Source organism: Kocuria sp. CPCC 205258, assembly GCF_040981005.1.
GTDB classification, from domain to species: Bacteria; Actinomycetota; Actinomycetes; order Actinomycetales; family Micrococcaceae; genus Kocuria; species Kocuria rosea.
The window spans coordinates 25,165-51,862 of the sequence record NZ_JAVKPS010000005.1; the positions used below are offsets into that span (position 1 = coordinate 25,165).

A 26,698-nucleotide genomic window follows, 5' to 3' on the forward strand; every position below is an offset into this window, starting at 1 on the left:
CCCTGGCCGAGGAATACTCAGCGGTCGTGCACTCGGTCTTTGAACCATGAAAGCTTGCACCGCGGGCTCATCACGATGTTCAGCACGAGAGTGATCCGGACTGGCGTAGCAACGGATCGTCTCATGCATTGCTCCGTAAGGCTAAAGCTGCTGGTCCGGTCCTTCCCCGCTCACGCCGTTCGATCAACCGCTCCGTCTTGGCCCATCCGTTGCGACCTCGCAGCGCACGGTAGGTTGCCTTCCACCCTGCGATGTACCACAGGGTCGCGTAAAGCACGTACACATGCATGAGGGCCAGGGCCTTCAGGCGGCCCACGCCATGGCCTCTCTCCTGACCCCAATACACCACGCTGAACAACAGGGCGGGCCCGAAGGCAACCAAATATGCCGACAGCCACCATCCCGAGTACACGGCCGTACCCAGCAGCACCCCGATTGCCACATCAATAACCCACAAAGCGAAGGCCGCACTGAGAAACGAGCTGAGCAGCAACAAGAAGGGGCTGGTGAGGTGGTACAGCAGGTCAGCCTTGCGTGTGCCCGAGAGGTTGCGCAACACCAGTGACACCATGGCCCAGGACTGCAAATGACCCTGGAACCAACGCGTGCGCTGCTTGATCCAACGTTGGATGTCCACCAGGCCCTGCTGATGCACCGAAGAAGTGGAGCAGAACTCTGTCTGCCAGCCGCTGAGAAGCAACCGGACTCCCAGGTCCAGGTCTTCGGTCAAGCTGCGCGACCAGGGTGAAGCACCTAAATCGTCCAATGCCGAGAGCCTGACGAACTGACCGTTGCCCCCAAGACCCACGCTTCCCAAATGCCGCCGGCCACGCTGGAAAATCTGGGTGTAGAGCACGAACTCCAGGTCCTGCAATCGAGCCAGAAGACTCCGGTCCCGATTGTTGATCCGCACCCCGATCTGGACCGCTCCCAACTGTTGGTCCACGAACAGCGGCATCACGTCCTCTAGGGCATGCGGATCCAGTCTTCCGTCGGCGTCCATGACGCAGACGACGATCTCGGAGGGGTCCCATCGGCCCAAGTCCGGATCGGCTCTCAGGTGCTGGATGGCGGCATTTAAAGCCTCTCCCTTGCCCTGCCGGGCCTCGGGCAGCACCCTTTGCAGCAGATGGACCCGAGGATCCGGGTGAGCTCTGACGATAGCGGCGGTCTCGTCGTTGGAGCCGTCGTCAATGACGAGGATATGGACAAGTGGATGATTCAGACTGACCAGACGTTCCAGACTCGCCCCAATCACGCGCTCCTCATTGAGGCAGGGCACGACGAAGATCACGGGCATCGTCGCCGCTGAATCGCGCCGCAGGCACTTCCGCAGTCGAGCGTGGGCAGGGTCCACTCTGGACAGGATGAGCAAGAAGAGGCTGTACAGCACACTCAGTGCGACCAGCAGAATTGCCAGGCTCAGCACAGGGTCGATCACCTTATCGAACAGCATGATGATCATCGCGTTGCTATGCCCCGGGAGTGTGCAGTCGGGCTGCGTGCCCCACCGGTCTCGGCCTCCCCGAACGGGGCGTGGATCTCCGACAGTTCAAAGAAAAATTCATTTGCCCGTTGCGTCTGATGCGATCTCCTGCTGGAAGAAGCGGTTGCGCCGACTCAACGAAGGGGTCGAACTCAGCGGACATGACACATCGAGACAGCACAAACAGCTCCTGAGGACCGAGACTGGCCCATCCCCCCGACAGGCCAATCGGCTCGATTCCCCTCGGAAGAGCCGACTCAGACCAGGATGACAGGTCTCAGTGATGCGTCACAAGAACGAGGATCAACTCGGCCACATATCTACATATGAGACAATCTTCAGTCCACCAAGCCGCCCTTGGGGCCGTCAGCGGCCCCCTTGCCGATAACACGGCGGGTCTCGAGCCCTGCTCGTTACCCCGCCGCTTCCGGGTCGTTCAGGTGGGCGATCTGGATCAGGTTGCCGCAGGTGTCGTCGAGCACCGCGGTGGTGACCGGGCCCATCACGGTCGGCTCCTGCACGAAGCGCACGCCCAGGCCGGTGAGCCGCTCGTACTCGGCCTGCACGTCCTCGACCCCGAAGCTGTTGAACGGGATGCCGTCGGCCACCAGGGCGTCCTTGAACGGGTGAACCGCCGGGTGCTCGGAGGGCTCGAGCAGCAGCTGCACCCCGTCCGGCGCCTGCGGCGAGACGACGGTCAGCCACCGGTAGGGACCGGTCGGCACGTCGACCTTGAGCTGGAAGCCGAGCATATCGGTGTAGAACTCCAGGGCCTTCTGCTGGTCGTCCACGAAGACGGAGGCGTAGGTGATGATCACGGCGTGTCCTTCGGCGGGGGCGGCAGGGAGTCCATCCACTGCCGCGCGTGGGTGAGCGGGGAGGTGTCCAGGTGGTGCACCGTGGTGCGCCCCTGGACGGTGGAGGTCACCAGGCCGGCCTCGCGCAGCACGGCCAGGTGCTTGGTCACGGCCTGGCGGGTCAAGGCCAGACCGTGGTCGTTGATGAGCCGCACGGTGAGCTCGAAGAGGCTCTGGTCGTCCCGCGCGGCGAGCTCCTCGAGGAGGATCCGCCGCGCGGGATGGGCCAGGGCCTGGAACACGATGTCCACGCCCCCAGATTAGGCAACCTTTTGGTTGCCGGTCAAGGTCACGGCCGGGTGCCGACCGCCACCAGGTACTCCATCTCGAACCGTGCCCGATCGGGCGTGCCCCGGTTCCACGCGTCGCAGAGCTGGTCGAGCGCCTCGTCGAACTCCGCGGCCCGGCCCTCGCGCTCGGCGTTCTTGCGCACGGCGATGGTGGGGCCGTAGTTGGCCTTGAAGTGCTCGCCGAAGTCGCGGGGCCGTTCGAAGGCCGTGACCTCGAGGACGTCCCGGACGAGCCGGTGGAACTCCACCCGTCCGCCGAAGAGCCCCCGCAGGTGCTCCTCGCTCCCCCACAGCGGCGGGGGCTGCACGCCCGGCGGCGGGGTGGGCGCGAAGGGCTTCATCGTGCGGAACAGCTCGCCCACCAGTCCTGCGGGCGTCCAGCTCAGCAGGGCGAGGGTCCCGCCGGGGCGGGTCACGCGCACCAGTTCGTCGGCCGTCTGCTGGTGGTGGGGGGCGAACATGGCGCCGATCGAGGACATCACCACGTCGTAGGAGGCGTCCTCGAACGGGAGGTGCTCGGCGTCGGCCTCGACCCACTCGAGATCGAGCCCGGCGATCGCGGCGCGCCGCCTGCCGTCGTCGAGCAGCTCGGGGGTGAGGTCGCCGGCGGTGACGCGGGCGCCCGTGGCGGCCGCGGGCAGGGAGGCGTTGCCGTTGCCGGCGCCGACGTCGAGGACGCGCTGGCCGGCGGTGACGCCGGCCGCCCCGACCAGGCGCGGGCCCAGGGGGAGCAGGAACGTCTCCACCATGGCAGGGTAGTCGCCCGCGGCCCAGATGGCGCGGTGCTTGGCCTTGAGCTCGTGGTCCGCGGTCCGGGGGCTGATGGTCTGGCTCATGACGGGGTCTCCTGGTCGAGGGAACGGGCGCCTCGGGTCGAGGTCTGCTGCCGGAGTGGGCTCCAGCGGTGCCGTGCGTCCCAGGATCCGCCGATCGACAGGACGGAACATCGGGAGAGCTCCCTATTCGCTCCCTACCCTCTCCCTACTCCTCCGCTACCCCTTTCCTCTGCCCACCGCGTGCGCGGCCGCCTCCGCGCGGTTGTGCACCCCGAGCTTCATGAGGATCCGGCTCACGTGGTGCCCGGCGGTCTTCTCGCTGATGCTCAGGGCTCTCGCGATCCGCGCGTTGGACATCCCCAGGGCGATCAGGTCCAGCACCTCATGCTCGCGCGAGGTCAGCTCTCCCCTGTTCCGCGGCCGGGGGCCCGTGCCGCCCCCGAGCTCGCGCAGGAGCCGGGCCGCGGCATCCAGCTCCCGGGACGCACCCAGGTCACGGAAGACGCCCTGGGCGGCCAGCACCTCCTCCCGCGCCAACTCGGCCGAAACACCCATGACCGACCGGGCCAGATCGAGCCGGGCCAGCGCCGCATCCAGCGGCATCGCCATGGCGCCGAAGGCCCGCAGCGCCCGCCGGGCATGCTCGGCGGCCGCGTCCCGGTCACCGGTGGCCAGGGCGAGCCGGGCCGCGGCGAGATCGGCGCGGGCCGAGCCGAGGCGCATCTCGGACTGCCCTGCGATCCGGTGCAGGCTCTCCGTGGCAGCCTCCGCGGCCGCAAGGTCCCCGGCCGCGAGGGTGGCGTCGACGAGGGCGGCCAGCAACTGCGTGGTGCGCACCGCGTGCCCCTCCGTCCCAGACAGCCCGCGCTCGAGCAAGGAGACCGCCACGTGCGGTCGCCCCTCGGCGACGTGCAGCAGGGCCAGCGCGCGCAACGACGACGGATGCTCCTGCCGCCCCGACAGCAGCTGCTCCGCCTCGCGCAGCCGGCCCTGGTGGATCCGCAGCTCCGCCAGGGAGGCGAGGGCCGGGACGCTCAGCTCCGGGATGGCCCGGGCGTGGGTGGCCACGGCGGACTCCAGCGCTTCCTCGGCCTCGGACCAGTGGCCCGTGGCGATCAGCACGTCGGCGTGCACGGTCCGGCAGACCCCCAGCAGCGGCGCCGCCTGATGGGACCGGGCGAAGTCCTCGACGCGCTCGCACCACTCCACCGCCCGCTCCCACTCCTCCGCCTCGGCGCAGGCCGTGACCAGGGCGCAGTAGGTGTCCCCCAGGGTGTGGACGTTGCGGACCCGCCCGGCCGTAGCGGCGACCATGGCCTCCTCGAGCAGACGCAGACCCGGCTCCCGGTGGCCCGCGGCCAGCTCCGCCTGGCCGAGCAGGCTCAGGGCGAAGACCTCGAGGTCCTCCGCGCCGGTCTCACGACCGATGCGCATCGCCCGTTCCGCCTGCGCGGCCTGTTCCTCGACGGACTCGGCCTGCTGGGCCCGTCCGACCGCCACCCAGCCGTGCCCGGTGCCCGTGGGAATGCCCTCGACCGCCCGCTCGGCCCGGGCCAGCCAGCCCCGTGCCGCGGACGGGCGGCCGGCGATGAGGTGCTGGTCGGACACCCAGACCGCCACCCGGGCGGCGTCGTCGAAGCGGCGCTGCGCCACGAGCCCCGCGACGGCACGTTCGCGCCACGCGATCCCGTCGGCGATACGGCCCTCGAACCACAGGGCGAGGCCCAGGCCCTCCGCGGCCACCGCCTCACCGGCAGAACCGCCGCCGTCCAGGACGTGCTCGAAGGCCAGGCGCGCGCCGGCCCAGTCGGCCCGCTCGAGCGCCTCGGTGCCCTCGTGGAGCTGGTCGCCCACCTGCGGCGAGTCCATGCGGCCAGTATCCCACCGTGCCCGCGGCGTGGACAGGACACCGTGCTCCGCTCACAGCAGACGACCCGCCCGTCGGCGCCCGGACGGACCTAGCATGGGTCCATGAAGGACGTGATCCGCCCCACATCGGCCTCGTCGCCGGCCTACCTCCCGTCGCCCACACCGAGGGAGCGTGCCGCACCGCGAGCGCCCGTGGACCCGCTGTGGCGGTCCGTGCTGGGGATGTTCCTGCGCCGCCACCGCCTGGCGCAAGGGCTGACGCTGGCGCAGGTGGCCCGCGTCTCCGGGGTCTCCACGCAGTACCTCTCCGAGATCGAGCGCGGGGTGAAGGACCCCTCCTCGGAGATCATCGCCGCGGTGGTCGGCGCCCTGGGACTGAACCTGGTCGATCTCACCGAGGGGACCACCGGGGTGCTGCTGGACAGCGCCCCGGCCGCCCGTGCCGTCCCGGGCGGGCCGGTCTGCCTGGCCGGGCCCGTGGCCCTGGCCGTCTGAGCGCTCTCCCCCGGTCCAGCCCGTCTCACCGGGCCCGGACCTCCCGCGGGGTCACGACCCGGTCGGCCACCCCGTAGGCCACCGCCTCCTCGGCGGTGAGCACGAGGTCCCGGTCGGTGTCCTCCCGCACCTGCTGCGGGCTCCGCCCGGTGTGCCGGGCGAGCACCTGCTCCAGCTGCTCACGGGTGCGGGCGATCTCCTCGGCCTCGAGGATGAGGTCCGGGATGGTGCCCTGGCCCTGCGCGGCCGGCTGGTGCAGCACCACCCGGGCGTGGGGCAGCACCGAGCGGCGCCCCGGGGCGCCGGCGGCCAGCAGCACCGCGGCCGCCGAGGCCGCCTGGCCCACGCAGGTGGTCTCCACGGGCGCGCCCACGTGCTGCATGGCGTCGTAGACGGCGAGCATCGCCGTGGTGGAACCGCCCGGGGAGTTGATGTAGAAGCCGATCGGCTGATCGGAGCCGTAGGAGTCCAGGTAGAGCAGCTGGGCGATCAGGACGTTGGCGACCCCGTCGTCGATCTCGGTGCCGAGGTAGACGATCCGCTCCACCAGCAGCCGGCTGAAGACGTCCATGCTGCGCTCGCCGTTCGGCGTGCGTTCGACGACGTAGGGCACGGCGTAGCTGCTCATGACCCCACCCCCGCGGCGGCCGTGGTGGCGGAGCGGGGCCGCACGTCGTCGAGCCCGGCGATGACCCGGTCCACGAACCCGTAGGCGAGGGCCTCCTCGGCGGTGAACCAGCGGTCCCGCTGGGAGTCGGCCACGATCTGCTCGAGCGGCTGCCCGGTGTGCTCGGCGATGAGCCCGAGCACGGTGTCCCGGGTGTGGCGCAGGTCCTCGGCCTGGATGGCGATGTCCACGGCGGTGCCGCCGATCCCGGCCGAGCCCTGGTGCAGCAGGATCCGGGCGTGCGGCAGGGCGCTGCGCTTGCCCGGGGTGCCGGCCGAGAGCAGGAACTGCCCGGCGCTGCAGGCCAGCCCCATGGCGAGGGTGCCGACGTCGTTGGGGATGATCCGCATGACGTCCATGATCGCGAGCATGGCCGGCACGGAGCCGCCCGGGGAGTTGATCCAGAGGCTGATGTCCCGCCGCGGGTCCTGGGCGGAGAGCAGGAGCAGCTGCGTGCAGAGTCGGTTGCCGGTGGCCTGGTCCAGCTCGGCGCCCAGCACGATGATGCGCTGCTCCAGCAGCCGGGAGGCGAGCTCGTCGTCGATCGGGGTCCGGGGTGGTGCGGTGGTGGCGTTCATGGGCTCAGCGTGGACCCGGGCTCGCGCGAGCGGAACCCGTTTCTGCTGTGCGCGGCTCTGCCCTGAGCGGCTCTGCTGTGCGCAGCAGCGCGTCCTCGGGGCTGCATGTCCCTTCATGACAGTGCATACCTGGCAGTACTAACGCGGGGATAACGCGCTGCCTGGTGACCTGTTTCATGTCCCCGCCGCAACGGCGGGACGTCAGGTCCTGGCCCGGTTCGTACGCAGCGGCACTGGAGCTGACGGTTGATCACACGCCACGCATACGAGGAGTTGTCATGAGCATTCAGAGTGAGACCGCTCGGGGAACGTCGTTCCCTTCGGCCGACGGCCCCGGCACGGGACCGAACGGAGAAGCCGATCGCGTACGGGGTGTGCTGCGCCAGATCGGACGCCTCGTCGATGAGTTTCTCCAGGACGCCCCCACGTCCTCGACGGACAGGGCGGGCCACGGCGCAGCCGCCACGGCGGCCAGCACAGGGTGCCACATCATGCCCTTGCCGCCCCGGCTCCACGAGAGAGCCGCTGAGGTCGCCTCCAAGATCAATCCGGTCAACGCTCCGCTGGAGGAACTGGCAAGCCTCGACGGTGGTATGGGCCAACCACAACGGTTGACGCTCACCACCTCCAAGTACTGGGGTCCCAAGCCGAAGACCTTGACGGTGAGCTTCATGGAGACCGCTCCCGCCGACTTGAAGGAGCGCATCATCAGCCACCTCAACGCCTGGTCCTGCGGCATCAGGTTCGCCGGGACCTCAGGCCGGGGTGACATCCGCATCTCCCGCGAACCGGGAGGCTACTGGTCCTACTTGGGCACCGACACCCGGCTGATCCCCACCAACCGCCAGACGATGAATCTGCAGGGCTTCACCATGAACACCCCTGAAAGCGAATATCTGCGAGTGGTGCGCCACGAGGCGGGGCACACGCTGGGGTTCCCGCATGAGCACATGCGAAGGGCCCTCGTCGAGCGCATCGATCCGCAGAAGGCTTACGCGTACTTCGAGCAACGGCACGGCTGGGACAGGGAAACGGTGGATCAGCAGGTCCTGACGCCCCTGGACATCCGCTCCATCATCGGCACCGAGCCGGATCAGGACTCCATCATGTGCTACCAGCTGCCCGGTGACATCACCAAGGACGGAGCGCCGATCACCGGTGGGGCCGACATCAACCAGTCCGACTTCGCGTTCGCCGACATCATCTACCCCTCGGTCCTCTGGTCCCCGGGTACGGGCAGTTCCGGCGGGGCGCTCAGCACCGGGTCACTCACAGTCATCGACTGGGACCCCTCGGAGGACGTCCCCGCCACGGAATGAGCTTTCCACCACGTACCGCTGCGGACGGTGAGTCATGGCACGGCTGATCGACGTCCGCCCCCAGGAGGAGAACATCCCGTCCGAACTGGGGGTGACGGTTGGAGACGTGATTCGATTCATCGCCACGGGCGGGCGAGTCCGCTCGGGCACATCAGTCGAGCTGCTCGGGATGTTCACCGACAGCGTCGTCGGGACCGATGGGTCCGTGCTCACGCCCTCGGGGCCGCCGACGACCGTCTTGTTCCGTGCCCGGCAGCTGGGAGATGCCGTGGTCGACGTCGTCGCGGGCTTTCCGTTCCACCACTCGAAAACCTGGAGCGTCCTCATACGGGTCGCGCCCTGACACTTGATCGGCCGAGATCGTCACGAGCCAGAAAGTAGGTATGACCATGTCCACCACACCTGATTCCGATACCCCGGATCGCAGGCTCACCCAATTCGTGGGCGATCGTGACGCCCCGGTGCCGCTGGACGAGGTATACCGACGTCCGCCGGTACCGGCCAGCGCGCCTCCTCCTGAGGAACTGGCACGCATGCGGAGCAACAGGACGCTCTACGTGCCGAACCAGCCCGGGTCCGACAACCGCGCCCTGCAACCGTCCCCAGCAGGCCCGGACGGACCGGAGGGATACATGCAGCTCGAGGTTCCAGTGGAAGGCGAATTCCCGCTGGGCGCCCTGCCCGGCAGAGCAGCCCTGCGTGAAAGCCCCCAGGAGATTGTCGAATCGACCGACCCCACCGTCAGCTACAGCTCGTACAGGCCGGAATGGCAGGACGTGTCCTACACCCCGCGACCTCTTCCGGGAAACGGTGAACCGCCCGCCATGCGGCGCATCAACGGTCGACCGGTACGGCCGCTGTACGTCTTTCCGCCCGAGGACCGCCAACAGTATCGGGACAATGCATGGCCCTGGGGCCTGGTGGGGCGCATCACCACCAGCGGGGGCTGGTCCGGCTCCGGGGCCCTGGTCGGTGATCGCACCGTCATCACGGCCGGGCACGTGGTCCCATGGGGACAGTCATCATGGTGGATGAAGTTCACGCCGGCATATTACGACGGGCAGTCTCTTCATGGACCCGGCGTGGAGTCATATGTTTCCGACACGCGCGGGTTCGACACTGCAGGAGACGTGACGGGCTACGACTGGGCGGTCCTCCGGTTGTACCAGCCCCTGGGCAAGTCCTTGGGGTACTTCGGCTACAACGGATACTCCGGCGACTGGCAAGGGAAGCCGTATTGGACGCTGCTGGGATATCCTGGAGCGATCGCCAATGGCCAGCGCCCGTCGTATCAGAGCGCGTCTTCTGTCTTCGACGACGACTCCGATTCCAACGGTGGTCAGGAGCTCGAGACCCGGGCTGATGCAACGCCGGGCAACTCGGGCGGCCCCTACTTCGGTTGGTGGGGTCAGGACGCGCGTGTCATCGGAGTGGTCAGTGGTCAGGAGGAGGACTACATCTTTCCGTTCGGCTCGGAGAAGGGGAACGTGATGGCCGCAGGCTCGGGTTTCACCAATCTCATCGCCTGGGCCCGAACGAACTGGCCCCTGTGACCGCCAGGGGCGGACTGTTGCCTCCCGAACCGGTCGAGCCCGGTCGACCGTCACCGACGTAGCAGTCCCGTCCAACATGGCGGCGAACTCCATGGATCGTCCGAGGGGGATACTGTGAGTGCAAGGGTGAGCGCCTGCGCGTTGACGGTGGTGCTCCTGCTCGTCTCCTGTTCTCCGACAGCGTTCGACCAGTTCCGCCACGAATTGAGCGGACGGTCGTTCCAGATCACTGAACTGACCCGCGAGGGGAACGCACTTCCCCTCGCGGGTCAGCCGCACATCACATTCTCGAGCGGTCAGTTCACTGCCGACACCGGCTGCAATACCGTCACGGGTGGATACGCCCGCACGGCACGCGGATACAAGCTGCGCCGGGTCAGCAGCACGCTCCGGGGTTGCGCCGCTGAATTGGCGGCACAGGACGACATCATCCGCGAAGTGCTCACGTCCGGAACCAGGATCACCGTCAGCGAGTCATCGATCGTGATCAGGAACGGCGATCGCAGCATTGTCGGACAGCGTTCAGCGAGTGGTTGACGGAGGGCTGATCCAGCAGTCGCAGTGCGACGGTTGCATCGGTGTGCCCGGGGACGTCCATCCCGCCCGGGGGTAGGCTCGCCGGCGTCCTGCACTCGATGCTCCGCGCCCCACGACATCCGAAGAGCACCGAACCGGCCTGACCACGTCGTACGATCGCCGAGGCCGGGCCGGACGTATGCTCGGAACCGGTCGGATCGAACCGGGCCGCGTCGTCGGGAGTCCCGGCGCAGGCGCTCCCAGGGATGGAGACACGATGAGCACACCCCCGAGCCAGGACCCGCACTCCCCCGGGTCGTCCTCCGCGCCGCACGTGGCCGACAGCCACGACCTGATCCGTGTCCAGGGCGCCCGCGAGAACAACCTCCGGAACATCAGCGTGGAGCTCCCCAAGCGCCGGCTCACGGTGTTCACCGGGATCTCCGGCTCCGGCAAGAGCTCCCTGGTGTTCGGCACGATCGCCGCGGAGTCCCAGCGGCTGATCAACGAGACCTACAGCACCTTCGTGCAGGGCTTCATGCCCACCCAGGCCCGGCCCGACGTCGACGTCCTCGACGGGCTCACCACCGCGATCATCGTGGACCAGGAGCGGATGGGCGCCAACGCCCGCTCCACCGTGGGCACCGCCACCGATGCGGACGCGATGCTGCGGATCCTCTTCAGCCGGCTCGGCAAGCCCCACATCGGCACGGCGAAGGCGTTCTCCTTCAACGTCGCCTCGATCAGCGGCGCCGGTGCGGTCACGATGCAGCGCGGCGGGAAGACCGTCAAGGAGCGGCGCAGCTTCTCCATCACCGGCGGCATGTGTCCGCGCTGCGAGGGCATGGGCCAGGTCAACGACTTCGACCTGACCCAGCTCTACGACGCCTCCAAGTCCCTCAACGAGGGCGCGCTGACGATCCCCGGCTACAGCGCGGACGGCTGGTACGGCCGGATCTACGGCGGCTCCGGGTTCCTGGACCCGGACAAGCCGATCCGCGACTACACCGAGACCGAGCTGCACGACCTGCTCCACCGGGAGCCGACCAAGATCAAGGTCGACAACATCAACCTCACCTACGAGGGCCTGATCCCCCGGATGCAGAAGTCCTTCCTGTCCAAGGACGTGGCCGCGCTGCAGCCGCACATCCGCGCCTTCGTGGAGCGGGCCGTGACGTTCACCGCCTGCCCCGAGTGCGGCGGCACCCGCCTCAGTGCGGCCGCCCGGTCCTCCAAGATCCGCGGGATCAGCATCGCCGACGCCTGCGCGATGCAGATCAGCGACCTCGCCGCGTGGGTGCGGGCCCTGGACGAGCCGTCCGTGGCGCCGCTGCTCACCGCGCTCGGCGAGACCCTCGACTCGTTCGTGGAGATCGGGCTCGGCTACCTCTCGCTCAGCCGGTCCTCGGGCACGCTCTCCGGCGGCGAGTCTCAGCGCACCAAGATGATCCGCCACCTCGGCTCCTCGCTCACCGACGTCACCTACGTCTTCGACGAGCCGACCATCGGACTGCACCCGCACGACATCCAGCGGATGAACCAGCTCCTGCTGCGGCTGCGGGACAAGGGCAACACCGTGCTGGTCGTGGAGCACAAGCCGGAGACCATCGCGATCGCCGACCACGTGGTCGACCTCGGCCCGGGCGCCGGCACCGCCGGCGGCACCGTCTGCTACGAGGGCACCGTGGCAGGACTGCGAGCCGGCGACACCCTCACCGGGCGGCACCTGGACGACCGCGCCGCCCTCAAGACCACCGTGCGCACCCCCACCGGGATGCTGGAGGTGCGCGGCGCCGACACCCACAACCTGCGGTCCGTGGACGTCGACATCCCGCTCGGCGTGCTCACGGTGCTGACCGGGGTGGCCGGCTCCGGCAAGAGCTCGCTGATCACCGGATCGGTGCTCGGCCGGGAGGACGTGGTCTCGATCGACCAGGGCGCCATCCGCGGCTCCCGCCGCAGCAACCCGGCGACGTACACCGGACTGCTGGACCCGATCCGCAAGGCCTTCGCCAAGGCCAACGGGGTGAAGCCGGCGCTGTTCAGCGCCAACTCGGAGGGCGCCTGCCCGGCCTGCAACGGCGCGGGCGTCATCTACACCGATCTGGTGATGATGGCCGAGGTGGCCACCACGTGCGAGGAGTGCGAGGGCCGGCGGTTCCAGGCCGCGGTGCTCGAGTACACCCTCGGCGGACGCAACATCGCCGACGTGCTCGCGATGCCGGTCGAGGAGGCCGAGGCGTTCTTCGGCGCCGGCGACGCGCGCACCCCGGCCGCCCACGCCATCCTGCACCGGCTCGCCGACGTGGGACTGGGCTATGTGAGCCTCGGCCAGCCGCTCACCACGCTCTCCGGCGGCGAGCGCCAGCGGCTCAAGCTGGCCACCCACCTGGGCAAGAAGGGCGGCGTCTACGCCCTCGACGAGCCGACCACGGGTCTGCACCTCGCCGACGTGCAGCAGCTGCTGGGCCTGCTCGACCGGCTGGTCGACTCCGGCAAGTCGGTGATCGTGATCGAGCACCACCAGGCGGTCATGGCCCACGCGGACCGGATCATCGACCTCGGCCCCGGTGCCGGTCACGACGGCGGCCGGATCGTGTTCGAGGGCACCCCCGCCGAGCTCGTCGCCGCCCGCTCGACGCTGACGGGCGAGCACCTCGCCGCCTACGTGGGCGCCTGAGCAGCCGTCCCGCTCGCTCCGGTGGTGCCGGTCCTGGCTCAGGCCGACCCGAGGGCCTGGACGAGGTAGGCGACGTTCATCCGCAGGATCTCGAGGGCGAGGTCATGGTCGACGTGCTCCAGGGTGTCGCCGGCGGTGTGGATGCGGTCGTTGGCGCCGTCGGCCCCCTCGATCGTGAGCACGGCGGGGATGCCTGCGTCGAGGAACGGCACGTGGTCGCTGTTGAAGGGCATCAGACTGGTCTGCACGGTCAGGCCGGTGTGCGCCTGCGCCGCGGCGGCCAGCTCCTCCAGCACGGCCTGGGACACGGTGGCGCCCTCGAGCAGCACCGTGGGCGCGGGCGTGTTCCGGGACGCGATCATGTCCATGTTGACCACCGAGTGGATGCGGTCGCGTGCCGCCTGGTCCAGCTCCGCGACGTAGTGTCGGCTGCCGAACAGTCCCTGCTCCTCGCCCCCGAACAGGATCAGCCGCAGATCGCGGGCGGCGGGATGGGCCCGCAGCGCCCGGGCGACGGCGAGCACCCCGGCGGCGCCCGAGCCGTTGTCGTCCGCGCCCGGGGCGGGGGCGGCGGCACCGTCCCGGACGTTGATCGAGTCGAGGTGCGCCGTGACGAGCACCGCGCGGCCGTCGCCGCCGGCGCCCGGCCGCTCGGCGACGAGGTTCTGCGTGCTCCCGCCGTGGATCGCCACCGTCTGGGTCCGGGTCGCGAAGCCCAGGCCGCTCAGCACGCCCTCGGCCCAGTCGAGCGCGGTGCGGAACTCGGGGCTCGTCGAGTGCCGCGTCTCGAGTCCGGCGAGCGCGCGCAGATCCGCTGCGAACCCATCCCGGGACACGGCGGCTGCGCGCGGCGCCGCCACGGCCCGGGTCCGTGCCGGTGCCGGTGGCCGCTGCTCGAAGACCACGGTGTTCGCCGGCAGAGGGCGGACGCCGAAGCACGGCAGGTGCCGCTCGGAGGGCTCGACGATCCTCCCCGCCTCGGCGGGGTCGAGGTCGACGACGAGGTAGCGGCCCCGGTCCACCAGGACCGGGACCCCGGGGTGGGTCTGCTGGAACTGGCGGCCGTTCTGGATCACCAGGTGCAGGCGGGCGGCGGGGACCTCGATCCGCTCCGCGGGGGCTCGGCCGGCGGCCGTCCGCTCCAGCTGGGCCGGCGCCCCGGTCACCAGGAGCGTGTCGCCGAGCCGCGCCCAGACGGCACCGGCGTCCGCGGCCGCGGCGGTCAGTGCCTGCAGCGCGTCCGGCGTCGTGCCGCGGGGCACGTCGTCGTTCCCTGGTGCCTGTCCCGGAGTCTTCCCCATTTCGAAGCGGAGGGCCGTCATGGTGCGCCTCCTACGGCGTATTGAAGCTCTCGACCACGCCCGCGAGCGACGTGGAGGTGCTGGGCGGGGACACGGCGCCGGCGCCCAGGCCGCGCTTGGCGAAACCGCGCCACACCGCACCGAGGTCGCCGGGGTTCAGGGCGGCGACCGCGGTGACGATGCCGTCGCGCGCCAGCGTGAAGGTCGGCATGCTGGGCGTGAGCTTGAGCCCGCCGACCACGTACTCGAGCACGCGGCGCTCGGCCTCGGCGTGGCCGTGGGCTGCGACGAGGTTGACGAAGACCTCCCACAGGGCGGCGCACCAGACCTCGCCGGCGTTGTGCACCTCGCTGTTCGGCCCGCCGCCGTGCGGATGGCGCGGCGGGCCGGCCGGGAGCACCACCCCGTTGCTGATGTGCTTGAACGTCAGCGGGTTCTTGCCCAGGTCCGCGGAGTAGGGGTAGCGGCGGATGGAGAAGTAGTAGTTGTCCGTGAAGGTGGGGGTGAGGTCGGTCCACCCTCCGGCGGGGAAGGCGCCGGTGCCGAAGTCGTCGGTGGCCTGGGAGGTCATGGTGATCGCGAAGAAGTCGCCCCAGCCCTCGCCCATCGCCCGGCCCTGCTGGTTGGCCAGCCCGGTGGCGTTGCCGACGAGACGGTTGGTGATGTAGTGCCCGAGCTCGTGGTAGGTGATCAGCGCGTCGAAGTTGCTGGTGCGGGACGGCAGCGGGGCCACGCCGCGGAACTCGAACATCTGCATCCGCGGGCTGGCGCCGTCGGCCGGGGTCTGCATGTTGGCGTTGTCGGTGCCGCTGAAGTCGTTGCCCTCGGCGAGGATCGGGTCCCCGCCGAGGCCTGCCCCCGTGAGGTTCACCTGCTGGGCGTTGCCGGCCGCCTCGTCGAAGCCCGCCTCGTACCAGCGGTCATGCAGCCAGTTCACGTGGAAGAACATCCCGACGAGACTGGCCTGCAGGTTGGTGGGGTCGCTCGCGGGCCGGGCGTGGTCGTAGGCGTGGTCGAAGATGCGGGACCCGGTGGCCCGGCCGTCCACGTCCCCGGAACTGCTCCCGTCCGGGGCCTGGACGTCCGCGTAGGCGATGCAGTTGTTGCCGCGGGTGGTCATGGCGCCCTCGGGCAGCCATGGGGCGTCCGGGAGCAGGCTCTCGAGCGTGACCAGCCGGTCGGGGATGGTGGGGGCCTGGAACCCGTCCGGGCGCCCGGTCGGGTGCGGGGACCCGGGCGCCGGCCCGTCCTCGGGGCGGAACAGCGCGTCCCCCGTGTTGAACACCCGGTAGGTGAAGGCCGCGTCCGCCCGCAGGTTCTTCCGGAACAGCACCTCCGGCTCCCCGAGCGCGTCGATCACGTAGCTGAACGCCGGGAAGCCCTCGATCCACAGCTCCAGGTAGTAGCCGGGGGTGAACTGCTCCTCCCCCAGCGGGAACAGCACGTCCTTCACCCGGACCTCCCGCTCGAACGCCGGCCGCCCGGCGCCGGCCAGTTCGGTGCCAGCCGATTCGGTGTCGGTCGGCTCGGCGCCGGCCGGTTCGGTGAAGCGGTAGAACCTGTAGCCGCCACCGGCGGTGTCGCCGGTCTCAGTACCCCCGGCGTCCTCGGCGCTCGCCGTGCTCGACGTTCTCGTCCCGGTGAAGGCCGTGGCGGGGTACTCGACCCCGGTCAGGTCGAACGCCGCCACCGCGATCGCCTCCTCCGCCGTGGTGACGCCGGTGGTGGTGCTGGCCGCGCGGGCACCGGCCGCCTGCGCGGCGCCGGGAAAGAACTGGCCGGCCACGGACATCACGTCGCCGTCCGGTCCGATGGCCGCCGTCGCCTCGGAGTTGAAGACCTCCAGGCCGTCGGCCCGCTGCACGAGCTGCACCGTGCGCAGCCCCCGTCCGCTCACCGACACGATGGTGACGCCCTGCGCGTCCGCCTCGGACAGCCGCCACAGGTCGCCGTGCTCGGTGACGAAGCGCTGGACGGTCTCCTCCGGCGATGCGCCCGCCTCCCCCGACAGCCCGGCGGCCGGGGCCCGCCGTGCGATGCGGTTCGGCAGCGCGGTCGCCTGGTCGTAGTCCACCTCCAGGTCGCCGAGCTGCGCGTCCATTCGGAGGTGGCCCGGCGACCCAGGAGCCGGAGCAGCCGGCGGCGCGGTGCCACGGGCGTTCCGGACGCCGGCGTCGTACAGCGCGTGGAAGTCCTCCGGGAGTGCTCGGTCAGCGGCCATCAGGAACTCCTCGCGAATAATCAGTGCAGCACCCGGTCATCGTCCACGGGACCGGGAACGGGTTCTCCTCGCAGGCGTGGCCGACCTGAGCTCCATTAAGGAACCGGTCCCGTTCATCGGTCAAGCAGCGAACAGGCGTGTGACGTGCCCGTTCGTCCTTCTCGTCACCAGCCCGCGGCGGCGGAGCGCGCCCACCATGGCGGTTGGCGTCAATTTCATCTTGACACGCCCGGGGCGGTCCGGCACATTGGAGAAATGGAGGTTCGGGGATCCGCGCGGAAGCACGGCATCGACGACGCCGACATCGAGCACGCGTGGGTAAATGCGATCCGTCTGGTCGAGTACGAGTACCAGGGCGAAGACCGCCTCCTGGTCATCGGGCCCGACCAACACGGCAGGCTCCTCGAGCTGGTCGCCGTACCAGCCGGAGAACCGACGAGGATCATCCACGCCGATCTGCTCAGACCGAAGTTCTACGACTATTTGAGATGAGGTGGAATTCCATGGATATCGCAACCGCGCACGACCGCACAGGACTGGACGAGCTCGACGTGTCGTCGCACCCCGCTCGTGACGCCGTGCACTTCCGGCGCATCCTGGCCGCTCGGCAGCACATCACCGAGGCGGAGAACGAACTGCGGGAGGCGGTGAAGGCCGCCCGTGCGGCCGGCGACTCCTGGGCCTTGATCGGTTCCGCTCTCGACACGACGCGCCAAGCGGCCCAGCAGAGGTTCGGTCAGGACTGAACGTCCGCGCGGTCGGTGCAGGACTCCCCGCCCCACAAGGCGCCCCACCCGGGTGGAACAGGCACCCGCGCAAAACACACCTGACGCAGTACTACTCTGCCACCGGCGCGGGCTCCGCGTAGCGGCGTTCGAAGGCGAGGATCGCGTCCGTGGCCTCGAACAACTCGTCCGCCATCTGCTGGAGCACAGCGTCCTCCTGGCGGTAGGGGTCGATCACGTCGTTGCGCTCGGGGTGGCGCACCGGCACCCGCTGCCGCAGCCGCGGCGCCTGCTGGACCAGCCAGGCCCAGCGCTCGGCACGGTCGGACGGCACCGCGCGGTCGAGCTCCGGGTCGGTGGAGAGGTACTGCAGGATCCGGGCGAACTCCCGCAGGGTGAAGACCTTCTTCAGCAGCCGCGGTGACTGCTGGAGCACCGGCTGGGTGTGCTCCCGGGCCATCACGAGCACCAGGTCGATGTCCTTCAGCACGTCCGGGGTGACCTGCCGGGCCCGGTGCGCGGCGGCGGCCTCCAGGCCGCGGTCCTGGGCCAGCCTGCCCACCCGCTGCTCGAAGCCCTCGTCCACCAGCGCGTGCATCCCGGCGCTCGTCACCTCGAAGCCGCCGGGCGAGATCTCGTTGAGGCCGTGGTCGAGCTCGACCGCCGCCATGGGCGAGCGGCACACGTTGCCCGTGCAGACCGTCAGGATGCGCGTGGGGGCCATGGTTCTCCTCTGGGGGGTCGAGTCCGGTTCATCGTATCCGGCACCGGGTCCTGAGCTGGGTCTTCGCCCACCCACCGGGATCGCGCCGCCGACGGGATCCGGGCGCGCCGGGTCCGTCGTCGTCGTTCCCCGGCGCGCCTTCCCCGGCGCCCAACCCGCGGACGGAATCACTACGCCCAGAGAGGTACGGGTGCGTAACACGGCCCATCGTTATTGATTGTTTATGCAAACGCGCCTTTATACTCGTCGTGGCTCTGAGGATCTTCCCCCCATCCCGATGGCCTTGCACGAGTCGTTCCCCCCAACGATCCATGCGAGTTAGGCGTTCCAGCGTGAAAGCAACCCCCCGACTGACGCTGCCTGCCGCCCTCACGGCGGCGGTGCTGGCCATCACCACACTGACCCCGGTCGCAGCCCTGGAAGAGGCCGCCACCACCCGATCGACCACCCTCTCCGAGGAGCGGCAGGGCAACCTGGTCTCCAAGGTCGTGAAGTCCGACGGCGAGATCGTCTCCACCCTGGTGGACGCGACCACCGGCGAGGCCGTCCTCCCCGACCCGGCGCGCGCCGGCACGCAGCCGGCCGTGGGCGACCCCCACGGCGGCGCCGTGATGGGCCAGTGGGCCAAGTCCGAGAACCACTTCGAGCAGATGGCCGCGTCCTCCGCCCGCACCGCGGAGGAGCTCGCCGGCGACACGGACAACGACACCGACGACGACGCCGGCGCTGCTGTCGGCGCGTCGGACGGCGACACCGCGGAGGAGGCCGTCGCGGGGGTCGCGTCGGCCGAGTCCCTCGGCGCCGCCGCGTCCTGGGCCCCCAGCGGCATCAAGGGCACGGACGTCTCCAACTGGCAGCCGTCCCTGAACTGGACGAGCCTGTGGAACCAGGGCTCGCGCTTCGCCTACGTCAAGACCTCCGAGGGCGACAGCATCCGCAACAGCCTCTTCAAGCAGCAGTACGCCGGGGCGGGCGCCGTGGGCATGCACCGCGGCGGGTACCACTTCGCGATCCCCACCCGGGACTCCTCGGGCGCGAAGCAGGCGGACTACTTCATCAACAACGGCGGTGGCTGGTCCGCGGACGGCCGGACGCTGCCGGGCCTGCTGGACGTCGAGAACAACCCGTATCCCTCCCTGTACGGCAACCAGTGCTACGGCTTCAGCCAGTCCGAGATGGTCGGCTGGATCCGCGACTTCTCCAACCGGTACAAGGCCCGCACCGGGCGTGTGCCGGCCATCTACACGAACTACTACTGGTGGCGGGACTGCACCGGCAACTCCACGGCGTTCAACGACCACCCGCTGCACATCGCCTCCTACGGGGCCCAGCCCCTGAACCCCGGCGGCTGGTCCACCTACGACTTCTGGCAGTACACCGACGCCGGCTTCACCGAGCAGATCGACGCCAACGTGTTCCGCGGCAGCACCGCGCAGCTCCAGGACCTGGTGCGCAACCGCTACTACAAGCCGATGGGCGGCCGGGCCCCGAGCGGGTCGCCCACCCAGGTGACCCCCGCCGGGTACACGGTCAAGGGCGCCATCGGCACCCGGTACCGTGCCCTCGGCGGATCCGCGGTCTTCGGCACCCCCACCGGCAACGAGCGCGGCGGCCTGATCAACGGCGGCGTGCTCCAGGGCTTCTCCAAGAACCACACGTTCTACTGGACCCCCTCCACCGGAGCGTGGCCGGTGAGCTTCAACGGCGCCATCGGCCGGAAGTTCGCCGCCACCCGCTGGGAGAACGGCTACGGCTACCCCATCACCCGTGAGGCCGGCGGGCTGGTCGACGGCGGCGCCTACCAGGTGTTCCGCCAGGGCAACGACGTCACCAAGGTCCTCTGGACCCAGGCCACCGGTGCGCAGCCGGTCCGGGAGACCAGCGGGATCGGCGCGGCGTGGAAGCGCGGCGGCCAGGAGCGGGGCTACGGCTACCCGATGAAGCCGGAGACCGGCGGCCTGGTCGACGGCGGCGCCTACCAGGTGTTCCGCAACGGCGCGGCCGCCTACAAGATCCTCTGGAGCCCCTCGACCGGAGCCCACGCCGTGAAGGAGACCGGCGCGATCGGCCGGGAGTGGAGGGCCACCGGCTCCGAGCGCGGCTACGGCTACCCGACCACCGGCGAGTACCGCTACGGCACCGAGGTCCGCCAGAAGTTCTCCAAGAACTTCACCGTGCACTACTCGACCACCACGAAGAGGATCTGGGCCACCCGATGAACTCCGCCAAGCACCGCGCCCCCGCGCGTCCCCGCGCCACCGGCCGCCTGGCGCTCACCGCGGCAGCCCTCGCCCTGGCGGTCCCCGCCACCGGGATCCTCACGGCGGCCCCGGCCGCCGCGGCGAACTCCGACATCGTCAAGGCCTCCACGAGCACCCGCTCGGCCGACGCCCAGCAGCTCCTGGCCCTGATCAACGCCCACCGCAAGGCCAAGGGCCTGGCCCCGGTGAAGTACTCGGCCACCGTGTCCGGCATCGCCCAGGGCCAGTCCGACCGGCTGGTCCGTGAGGAGGTCATCGACCACACGGACACGTTCCTCAAGGACTCCCGGGCCGGCTCCTGGAACGCCGCCGGCGAGATCCACGCGGTCTCGTGGCAGGGCCGGGTGAGCGACCTGATGACGTGGTGGAAGGGCTCCAAGGCGCACAACAAGGTGCTCACCGACCCGGAGATGACGGTCATCGGCATCGGCCTCACCTACGTGGACGGGCAGCTGACCGGCAACAAGCAGGGCTGGAAGCTGGTCGGCACGGTCACGTCCTACGGCTACGTCCCCGCGAACACCCCCCGGGACGCCCGCACCACCGTGGGCACGGCACCGGCACCGGCACCTTTGCCGAAGCCCACCGCTCCGCCGGCCACCGCGCCGATCACCTCCGCCGGGCACACGGTCAAGGGCGCCATCGGCACCCGGTACCACGCCCTGGGCGGAGCCAGGGTCTTCGGCACTCCCACCGGCAACGAGCGCGGCGGCCTGGTCAACGGCGGCGTGCTCCAGGGCTTCTCCAGGAACCACACGTTCTACTGGACGCCCTCCACTGGGGCATGGCCGGTGAACCTCAACGGCGCCATCGGGCGGAAGTTCGCCGCCACCCGCTGGGAGAACGGCTACGGCTACCCCACGACCCGCGAGGTCACCGGGCTGGTCAACGGCGGCGCCTACCAGGTCTTCCGCCAGGGCGGCGCGGTGCACAAGGTGCTCTGGAGTCCTCGGACCGGGGCGAGGGTCGTCAAGGAGACCGGCGCGATCGGTCAGCGCTGGAAGTCCGCCGGCTTCGAGCGCGGCTACGGCTACCCGGTCACCGACGAGTACCGGTACGGCTCCGAGGTGCGCCAGCGGTTCTCCCACGGCTACACCGTGCACTGGTCCTCGGTCACGAAGCGGACCTGGGTCACCCGCTGACCCCTCCCCACCCGCAGAACGCCCGGCCGGATCCCCGGCCGGGCGTTCTGCCGTCCCCGGCCGGCGTTCTTGTCCCCGGCCCCGGTGCCGGTGTCCCCCGAGCGGTGGCCGCGCCCCGGTCCGCCCCGGCTGTCCCCCGCAGGAGGGCGGGCGACCGCATCCGACCACGTCAGGATGTGGTGCGCTTCACAAGCAGGACGGAACCACGCTGTGTTTCCTGTCGCGAATCTGTGAATGCGTGGATTCCCGTGTCACCACTTGGGGGGACGTGTCCGGTCGCACTCGTCCCCCGACCGGCGGATGTTCCCGTTCATTAAGTACCACTCCGTAACTTCATGCGCCGTGATGCCACGGGTTTGCACTCGCACCTGCATGCACAGCGATGGGATGTGCTTCCTGTGCAACCTGTTTGCACTTGTGACAAGCGGGGACAGGCTTGGCAGGCTGGCCCGGTCGGCCCGTCCGGGGGGATGCGCCGGCCGGTCCGTCGAGGGGACGGACCGCCGACCGGGGGAACGAGCACGCCGTGGCAGCATCCGACAACGACCGACGACCACCGCACCGCCGCCGCGCGGAGCGGACCGGCAGCACCGCCGCGCCGCCAGTGTTCTTCGATCCCAGCGGCAAGCGCTGGTACCGCATCCTCGCCACTCTCGTGGTGCTCCTGGCCATCGTGGCCGGCGCCGTGTCCTGGATCGTCCCGCAGGCGCTCGCCCAGCCCTGGGAGCGGCCGCTGCACCAGGAGCCCGGCTATCCGCGCGAGCTGATCGCCACCGGCGACCAGGAGAACATCCCGCTGCTCGGGGACGCGTCCAACCCGTTCAGCCGGATCGGGCTCGTCGAGGAGACGGAGGCCGGGACGGTGCTGCGCAGCCCGTTCACCGAGGACGTGTTCCGGGTGCTCACCGAGGAGGAGCAGGAGCTCATCGGGAACAGCCCCTACGCCATGGAGCGCTTCGGGGAGCTGCCGGAGAAGCAGCTCATGCTGACCTTCGACGACGGCCCCGACGCCACCTACACCGGTGAGATCCTCGACGTGCTCTCGGCGGAGGGCGTGCCCGCCACGTTCTTCAGCGTCGGCACCAACGTCGTCGGGCACCCCGAACTGTTCCAGCGGATCGTCCGCGAGGGGCACATGGTGGGCAACCACACCATGACCCACACCACCGCCTGGGACGACGACCTGCGCAACCGCGAAGAGCTGATCGGCACCGACCGCGCCATGCGCTCGGTCGGCAGCTACGCGACCCACCTGTTCCGCCTGCCCACCGGCGACCCCGACAACAAGGCCCTGCCCATCCTCGAGGCCCAGCAGCTGGGCTACCTGCACGTGGACTTCGACTACGACACCCACGACTGGGAGGCCGCGCCCGGGGAGACCGTGGACCTGCCCGCGCTCGACGGCGGGGGCCACATCGTGCTGATGCACGACGGCGGCGGCGACCGCACTGCCACCGTGGCCGCCCTCAAGGAGCTGATCACCGAGGCCAAGGCGCAGGGCTACACCTTCTCGACGCTGGCCCCCATCGTCCCCGAGGGCTACCTGCCGGTCGCGGACACCGAGCCCGTGCTCGCCGACGACGCCACCGCCCTGGCCGTGGCCGGTCTGACCGTGGCCCCGGACGTGGTCATGACGTGGCTGTTCTGGTTCGGCATCGGATCCCTGACCCTCATGTCCGCCCTCTACGTGGTGCTGGCGCTGATCGGCCACCGCCGCCAGACCCGCCGGGCCTGGCCCGAGCTCCCCGAGGACCGGCTGCCGCTGGTCTCGGTGATCCTGCCGGTGTTCAACGAGGAGCCCGTCATCGCCCGCACCTTGGCCGCCCTGCGCGCCAGCGACTACCCCAACCTCGAGGTCATCGCCGTCGACGACGGCTCCACCGACCGCACCCTGGCGATCATGCGCGAGCACGCCGCGTCCTGGCCGGCGCTGACGGTCATCACCCAGCCCAACGGCGGCAAGTCCATCGCCTCCAACCACGGGATCATGGCCGCCCGGGGCGAGATCGTGGTGACCCTCGACGGGGACACGCTCTTCGAGCCCCAGACCGTGCGGATGTTCGCCCGCCACTTCTACGCCCAGGACGGCAAGCGACCGGTCGGGGCAGTGGCCGGGCACGTGAAGGTCGGCAACCGCCGCGGCCTGCTGACCATGTGGCAGTCCTTGGAATACATCTCCGGGATCTGCGTCACCCGCATGGGCGAGGGCGTGGCCGGGGCGATCTCCATCGTCCCGGGGGCGTGCGCCGCCTGGCGCAAGGAGGCCCTGCAGGCCGCCGGGGGCTACTCCCACGACACCCTCGCCGAGGACGCCGACCTCACCATGACCCTGCAGAAGCTGGGTTGGGCCGTGGTGCAGGAGAACCGTGCCGTGGCGTGGACCGAGGCCCCCATGACCGTGCGCGGCCTGGCCAAGCAGCGGCTGCGCTGGACCTACGGCAACCTCCAGGCCCTGTGGAAGCACGCCGGGATGCTCTTCCGCCCCCGCTACGGGTTCCTCGGGATGGTGGCCCTGCCCTACACCCTGCTCGCCACCCTCGTCCCGCTGGTCTTCCTGCCGCTGACCGTGCTCATGGCCGGGATCAACCTGGCCGCCGGCAACTGGCATCCCATCGCCGCCTTCGCCGCCTTCGTCCTGGCCATCCACGCCGTGATCTGCGTGCTCGCCATCCGCATGGTCGGCGAGTCCTGGACCCACCTGCTGGTGGTGCCCGTCTACCGGATCATCTACGAGCCCCTGCGCGCCTACCTCCTCTACGCCTCCCTGCTCCAGGCGCTGCGGGGCCGGATGATCGGCTGGTACAAGCCCGAGCGCACGAACAGCGTCATCGACCTGGCCCCCGCGGCGGAGCCCGCCGGCTCCGCGGCCCCCGCGGCCTCCGTGGCCCCGTGGCAGGAGGGCCGGCGCGGTGAGCGGGTCTGAGCCCGGCCGGGACCGGTACCTCGACCTGCTGCGGTCGATCGCGCTGGTCCGCGTCGTCGCCTACCACACGTTCGCCGGCGCCGTCTTCAGCCTGGTGTTCCCCGCCATGGGCGTGATGTTCGCCCTGGCCGGGTTCCTGATGACCCGGTCCCTGCGCCGGCCCGCGGGCACGGTCCTCGTCTCCCGGGCCCGCCGGGTGCTGGTGCCGCTGTGGGTCTACGCCGCCACGGTCCTGGCGCTGCTCGTGGGGCAGGGCTGGTCCCCCGGGGCCGACGCGTCCTGGGGGCAGGTGCTCCTGTGGTGCCTCCCGGTCGGGGATCCGGTCCTCCCTGAGAGCGCCGGGTCCGGGGCCGTGGATCCCACCTGGCCGGTGCAGGCCGGGGAGATCCTCTGGTACGTCCGGACCTACTTCTGGTTCCTGCTCCTCTCCCCCGTGCTGCTGCGTGCGTTCCGAGCCCGGCCCTGGCCGGTGCTGCTCGCCCCACTGGCCTTGAGCGGCCTGCTCGCCCTCGGGCTCGTGCCGCTGCCCTCCTGGGCGGACGCCCCGGTGACGGACCTCGCGACCTACGGCTCCTGCTGGATCCTGGGCTTCGCCCACCAGAACGGGCTGCTGCGCCGCATCCCCCGCGCCGCCGTCCTCGCGGCGGGGCCCGCGGTGATGGGCCTGGGCCTGTGGTGGGCCGCCGGGCACCGCGGCGAGGCGGGGTGGGACCTCAACGAGATCCCGTTCGCCCAGGCCCTGTGGTCGTTCGGCTTCTGCGCCGTGCTGCTGCGCGTCTCCCCGGCCTGGCGGGATCTGCCCCGGCCGCTGCGGTTCCTGGACGGAGCCGTGACCCTGCTCAACGCGCGGGCAATGACCGTCTACCTGTGGCACAACCTCCTGCTGGTCGGAACCGTCCTGCTCGTCGACGTGCTGTGGGAGAGCGACGTCCTGGCCACGGCCGTGCCCGAGCTGCTGGCGAGCCCGTGGCTGTCCTTCCTGCTGGTCTGGCCGCTGCTCGCCGTGGTCGTGCTCGCGGTGGGCTGGGCCGAGGACCTCGCCGCGGGACGGCGGCCGCGGCTGTGGCCGGTCCGGCCCGCTGCCACCCCCGCCACCGCTCCCGTGCCTGCCCCTGTTCCTGGCCCCGCTGCTGCCACCGCCGCGGGACAGGGAACCGCGGGACAGGGAGCCGCCGGCACCGGCTTCCCCGGCCGATCCTGGCTCTACCCCCGCTCCGTGCGGGAGCCGGCGGCGCTCAGCCCGCGAAGCCCTCGAGGAGGACCCGGGTGAACTCCCCGGCCTCCTCGTCGAGGCCGCTGCAGAAGTCGTTGGCCTCCGCAGGGTCCCCGTCCTGCGCGGTGCACGGCCGGTCCCGGTTGACCGACCAGTAGGAGAGCCGCCCCGCGCCCTGCTCCCGGGCGAACCCAGCGAGCTCGGCCGCCGCGTCCAGGTCCAGGACCTCCCCGGGGACGTCGTTGATCCCGATCATCGGGGTGAGCCCGATCCGGTTCCACACCTCCTCGGCGGAGAGGTCCTGGCCCGCCGCCTCCCACAGCGCGGTGAGCTGGCCGTGCGCCGAGCGGGCCGCTTCCTCCGAGGCCGCCGCCATCGACTGCCCCGCGGGCTTGCTCTCGCTGTAGTTCATGGTCATGAGGTTGACGCCGGCGAGGTCCACCTCCGCCGCGAGCAGCTGCGCCACGACCTCCACCGGGTCCTGGTCCAGACCGTGCGGGGCCACCGGCAGCGTGGCCCACAGCTCGAGCGGCTCGTCCTGCTCCTCCTGCAGACGCACCAGCACCTCGGCCCGCCGGCGGTTGGCCTCCCGGTCCTCGAGGTCGTCCAGCTCGATGTCGAAGTCCGCGATGCCCACGTCGTAGCGCTCGAGCACCGTCCGGTACGCCGCGAGCAGCCGGTCCGGATCGGTGCACACGGTGGCCAGCTCGGCCCCGGCGGCGCCGCCGAAGGAGACCGCCACCTCCCCGCCCTGCTCCCGCAGGGACGCGATCTGCTCCTCCATCCGCAGCACGTCCTCCGCCTCGTCCAGCCCGTAGTAGCCGCCCCACGAGGGCGTGCAGGGGTCCTCGGGATCGGCCACCACGAACCCCAGCACCGTGCGGGACTGCCCCGCGGCCTCCGCCCCGAAGTCGAAGTACGGGTAGGACGTGGTGTTGACGTAGCCGCCGGACCAGGGCTCGCGCAGGTCGGGGCCGCAGCCGGTGAGGACCAGCCCGGCGGCGCCGCACAGCAGCAGCGGGCCGAGGAGGCGGTGTCGTCGTCGGGTCATGGGGTGCGGGCTGTCCTTGTCGGCGCGAAGGTTCCCCGGACGGTGCCGCCC

Annotated in this window: 23 protein-coding genes; 11 read left to right on the forward strand and 12 right to left on the reverse strand. The window is 70.5% G+C overall.

Going from position 1 to position 26,698, the window contains the following annotated elements:
- Nucleotides 1-121 precede the first annotated feature (121 nt).
- From RF644_RS10150 to RF644_RS10170, 5 genes are all read right to left on the reverse strand, one after another.
- Nucleotides 122-1,465 carry a glycosyltransferase family 2 protein gene (locus RF644_RS10150; RefSeq protein ID WP_368796426.1) on the reverse strand — a complete coding sequence of 448 codons (1,344 nt, stop codon included), beginning with the start codon at nucleotides 1,463-1,465 and terminating at the stop codon, nucleotides 122-124.
- Nucleotides 1,466-1,899: 434 nt separating this feature from the next.
- The gene (locus RF644_RS10155) at nucleotides 1,900-2,304 is read right to left on the reverse strand and encodes a VOC family protein (protein WP_368796427.1); all 405 of its coding nucleotides are present in this window, start codon (nucleotides 2,302-2,304) and stop codon (nucleotides 1,900-1,902) included.
- A complete protein-coding gene (locus tag RF644_RS10160; protein ID WP_368796428.1) occupies nucleotides 2,301-2,594 on the reverse strand; it encodes an ArsR/SmtB family transcription factor in 294 nt (97 codons plus the stop codon). Before RF644_RS10160 ends, RF644_RS10155 begins: the two co-directional genes overlap by 4 nt.
- 38 nt (nucleotides 2,595-2,632) lie before the next feature.
- The gene (locus RF644_RS10165; protein ID WP_368796429.1) at nucleotides 2,633-3,469 is read right to left on the reverse strand and encodes a class I SAM-dependent methyltransferase; all 837 of its coding nucleotides are present in this window, start codon (nucleotides 3,467-3,469) and stop codon (nucleotides 2,633-2,635) included.
- Between the two features lie 156 nt (nucleotides 3,470-3,625).
- The gene (locus RF644_RS10170) at nucleotides 3,626-5,278 is read right to left on the reverse strand and encodes a LuxR C-terminal-related transcriptional regulator (RefSeq protein ID WP_368796430.1); all 1,653 of its coding nucleotides are present in this window, start codon (nucleotides 5,276-5,278) and stop codon (nucleotides 3,626-3,628) included.
- Nucleotides 5,279-5,380: 102 nt separating this feature from the next.
- Between RF644_RS10170 and RF644_RS10175 the strand changes: the two genes are divergently transcribed.
- A complete protein-coding gene (locus tag RF644_RS10175; RefSeq protein WP_244915736.1) occupies nucleotides 5,381-5,773 on the forward strand; it encodes a helix-turn-helix domain-containing protein in 393 nt (130 codons plus the stop codon).
- A gap of 25 nt (nucleotides 5,774-5,798) precedes the next feature.
- Here RF644_RS10175 and RF644_RS10180 read toward each other — a convergent pair whose 3' ends face one another.
- Both RF644_RS10180 and RF644_RS10185 read right to left on the reverse strand, forming a co-directional pair.
- Nucleotides 5,799-6,401: a ClpP family protease gene (locus RF644_RS10180; RefSeq protein ID WP_229586808.1), complete on the reverse strand. Its 603-nt coding sequence runs from the start codon at nucleotides 6,399-6,401 to the stop codon at nucleotides 5,799-5,801.
- Nucleotides 6,398-7,018, reverse strand: coding sequence for a ClpP family protease (locus RF644_RS10185; RefSeq protein WP_368796431.1), 621 nt, complete (start codon nucleotides 7,016-7,018; stop codon nucleotides 6,398-6,400). The genes RF644_RS10180 and RF644_RS10185 overlap by 4 nt, the downstream gene beginning before the upstream one ends.
- 278 nt (nucleotides 7,019-7,296) lie before the next feature.
- Between RF644_RS10185 and RF644_RS10190 the strand changes: the two genes are divergently transcribed.
- The 5 genes from RF644_RS10190 to RF644_RS10210 all read left to right on the forward strand — a co-directional run bounded on the left by RF644_RS10190 (nucleotide 7,297) and on the right by RF644_RS10210 (nucleotide 13,086).
- Nucleotides 7,297-8,337: a hypothetical protein gene (locus tag RF644_RS10190; RefSeq protein ID WP_368796432.1), complete on the forward strand. Its 1,041-nt coding sequence runs from the start codon at nucleotides 7,297-7,299 to the stop codon at nucleotides 8,335-8,337.
- A 34-nt stretch (nucleotides 8,338-8,371) separates the two neighbouring features.
- A complete protein-coding gene (locus tag RF644_RS10195; protein ID WP_368796433.1) occupies nucleotides 8,372-8,680 on the forward strand; it encodes a hypothetical protein in 309 nt (102 codons plus the stop codon).
- Between the two features lie 40 nt (nucleotides 8,681-8,720).
- Nucleotides 8,721-9,890, forward strand: a complete 1,170-nt coding sequence (locus tag RF644_RS10200) for a serine protease (RefSeq protein ID WP_368796434.1) — start codon at nucleotides 8,721-8,723, stop codon at nucleotides 9,888-9,890.
- Between the two features lie 126 nt (nucleotides 9,891-10,016).
- A complete protein-coding gene (locus RF644_RS10205) occupies nucleotides 10,017-10,427 on the forward strand; it encodes an META domain-containing protein (protein ID WP_368796435.1) in 411 nt (136 codons plus the stop codon).
- Between the two features lie 256 nt (nucleotides 10,428-10,683).
- A complete protein-coding gene (locus tag RF644_RS10210) occupies nucleotides 10,684-13,086 on the forward strand; it encodes an ATP-binding cassette domain-containing protein (RefSeq protein WP_368796436.1) in 2,403 nt (800 codons plus the stop codon).
- 38 nt (nucleotides 13,087-13,124) lie between these two features.
- Here RF644_RS10210 and RF644_RS10215 read toward each other — a convergent pair whose 3' ends face one another.
- From RF644_RS10215 to RF644_RS10225, 3 genes are all read right to left on the reverse strand, one after another.
- Complete coding sequence (locus RF644_RS10215; protein ID WP_368796437.1) at nucleotides 13,125-14,408, reverse strand: M28 family metallopeptidase; 1,284 nt, start codon at nucleotides 14,406-14,408, stop codon at nucleotides 13,125-13,127.
- 10 nt (nucleotides 14,409-14,418) lie between these two features.
- A complete protein-coding gene (locus RF644_RS10220; RefSeq protein ID WP_368796438.1) occupies nucleotides 14,419-16,608 on the reverse strand; it encodes a M36 family metallopeptidase in 2,190 nt (729 codons plus the stop codon).
- 120 nt (nucleotides 16,609-16,728) lie between these two features.
- Nucleotides 16,729-17,058, reverse strand: a complete 330-nt coding sequence (locus tag RF644_RS10225) for a hypothetical protein (protein ID WP_167508901.1) — start codon at nucleotides 17,056-17,058, stop codon at nucleotides 16,729-16,731.
- A gap of 53 nt (nucleotides 17,059-17,111) precedes the next feature.
- Here RF644_RS10225 and RF644_RS10230 point away from each other — a divergent pair, with 53 nt between their 5' ends.
- Nucleotides 17,112-17,354: a hypothetical protein gene (locus RF644_RS10230; protein ID WP_095650412.1), complete on the forward strand. Its 243-nt coding sequence runs from the start codon at nucleotides 17,112-17,114 to the stop codon at nucleotides 17,352-17,354.
- A gap of 91 nt (nucleotides 17,355-17,445) precedes the next feature.
- Here RF644_RS10230 and RF644_RS10235 read toward each other — a convergent pair whose 3' ends face one another.
- Entirely contained in the window at nucleotides 17,446-18,057 is a 612-nt protein-coding gene (locus RF644_RS10235) for a low molecular weight phosphatase family protein (RefSeq protein WP_095650413.1), read from the reverse strand.
- Between the two features lie 332 nt (nucleotides 18,058-18,389).
- Here RF644_RS10235 and RF644_RS10240 point away from each other — a divergent pair, with 332 nt between their 5' ends.
- From RF644_RS10240 to RF644_RS10255, 4 genes are all read left to right on the forward strand, one after another.
- Entirely contained in the window at nucleotides 18,390-20,276 is a 1,887-nt protein-coding gene (locus RF644_RS10240) for a GH25 family lysozyme (protein ID WP_368796439.1), read from the forward strand.
- Nucleotides 20,273-21,460, forward strand: coding sequence for a CAP domain-containing protein (locus RF644_RS10245; RefSeq protein ID WP_368796440.1), 1,188 nt, complete (start codon nucleotides 20,273-20,275; stop codon nucleotides 21,458-21,460). The genes RF644_RS10240 and RF644_RS10245 overlap by 4 nt, the downstream gene beginning before the upstream one ends.
- Nucleotides 21,461-21,986: 526 nt before the next feature.
- Complete coding sequence (locus tag RF644_RS10250) at nucleotides 21,987-24,383, forward strand: bifunctional polysaccharide deacetylase/glycosyltransferase family 2 protein (protein ID WP_368796441.1); 2,397 nt, start codon at nucleotides 21,987-21,989, stop codon at nucleotides 24,381-24,383.
- Nucleotides 24,370-25,653 carry an acyltransferase gene (locus tag RF644_RS10255; RefSeq protein WP_368796442.1) on the forward strand — a complete coding sequence of 428 codons (1,284 nt, stop codon included), beginning with the start codon at nucleotides 24,370-24,372 and terminating at the stop codon, nucleotides 25,651-25,653. The genes RF644_RS10250 and RF644_RS10255 overlap by 14 nt, the downstream gene beginning before the upstream one ends.
- On the opposite strand, the gene RF644_RS10260 is transcribed toward RF644_RS10255, so the two are convergent.
- Complete coding sequence (locus RF644_RS10260) at nucleotides 25,619-26,647, reverse strand: chitinase (RefSeq protein WP_368796443.1); 1,029 nt, start codon at nucleotides 26,645-26,647, stop codon at nucleotides 25,619-25,621. The genes RF644_RS10255 and RF644_RS10260 overlap by 35 nt on opposite strands.
- Nucleotides 26,648-26,698 lie beyond the last annotated feature (51 nt).

Bases quoted from the DNA above. Each gene is read 5' to 3' on its own strand.
- RF644_RS10150 (WP_368796426.1), bottom strand. From the start codon at position 1,465: ATGATCATCATGCTGTTCGATAAGGTGATCGACCCTGTGCTGAGCCTG.
- RF644_RS10180 (WP_229586808.1), bottom strand. From the start codon at position 6,401: ATGAGCAGCTACGCCGTGCCCTACGTCGTCGAACGCACGCCGAACGGC.
- RF644_RS10165 (WP_368796429.1), bottom strand. From the start codon at position 3,469: ATGAGCCAGACCATCAGCCCCCGGACCGCGGACCACGAGCTCAAGGCC.
- RF644_RS10210 (WP_368796436.1), top strand. From the start codon at position 10,684: ATGAGCACACCCCCGAGCCAGGACCCGCACTCCCCCGGGTCGTCCTCC.
- RF644_RS10215 (WP_368796437.1), bottom strand. From the start codon at position 14,408: ATGACGGCCCTCCGCTTCGAAATGGGGAAGACTCCGGGACAGGCACCA.
- RF644_RS10245 (WP_368796440.1), top strand. From the start codon at position 20,273: ATGAACTCCGCCAAGCACCGCGCCCCCGCGCGTCCCCGCGCCACCGGC.
- RF644_RS10200 (WP_368796434.1), top strand. From the start codon at position 8,721: ATGACCATGTCCACCACACCTGATTCCGATACCCCGGATCGCAGGCTC.
- RF644_RS10260 (WP_368796443.1), bottom strand. From the start codon at position 26,647: ATGACCCGACGACGACACCGCCTCCTCGGCCCGCTGCTGCTGTGCGGC.
- RF644_RS10190 (WP_368796432.1), top strand. From the start codon at position 7,297: ATGAGCATTCAGAGTGAGACCGCTCGGGGAACGTCGTTCCCTTCGGCC.
- RF644_RS10170 (WP_368796430.1), bottom strand. From the start codon at position 5,278: ATGGACTCGCCGCAGGTGGGCGACCAGCTCCACGAGGGCACCGAGGCG.
- RF644_RS10175 (WP_244915736.1), top strand. From the start codon at position 5,381: ATGAAGGACGTGATCCGCCCCACATCGGCCTCGTCGCCGGCCTACCTC.
- RF644_RS10235 (WP_095650413.1), bottom strand. From the start codon at position 18,057: ATGGCCCCCACGCGCATCCTGACGGTCTGCACGGGCAACGTGTGCCGC.
- RF644_RS10185 (WP_368796431.1), bottom strand. From the start codon at position 7,018: ATGAACGCCACCACCGCACCACCCCGGACCCCGATCGACGACGAGCTC.
- RF644_RS10195 (WP_368796433.1), top strand. From the start codon at position 8,372: ATGGCACGGCTGATCGACGTCCGCCCCCAGGAGGAGAACATCCCGTCC.
- RF644_RS10230 (WP_095650412.1), top strand. From the start codon at position 17,112: ATGGATATCGCAACCGCGCACGACCGCACAGGACTGGACGAGCTCGAC.
- RF644_RS10220 (WP_368796438.1), bottom strand. From the start codon at position 16,608: ATGGCCGCTGACCGAGCACTCCCGGAGGACTTCCACGCGCTGTACGAC.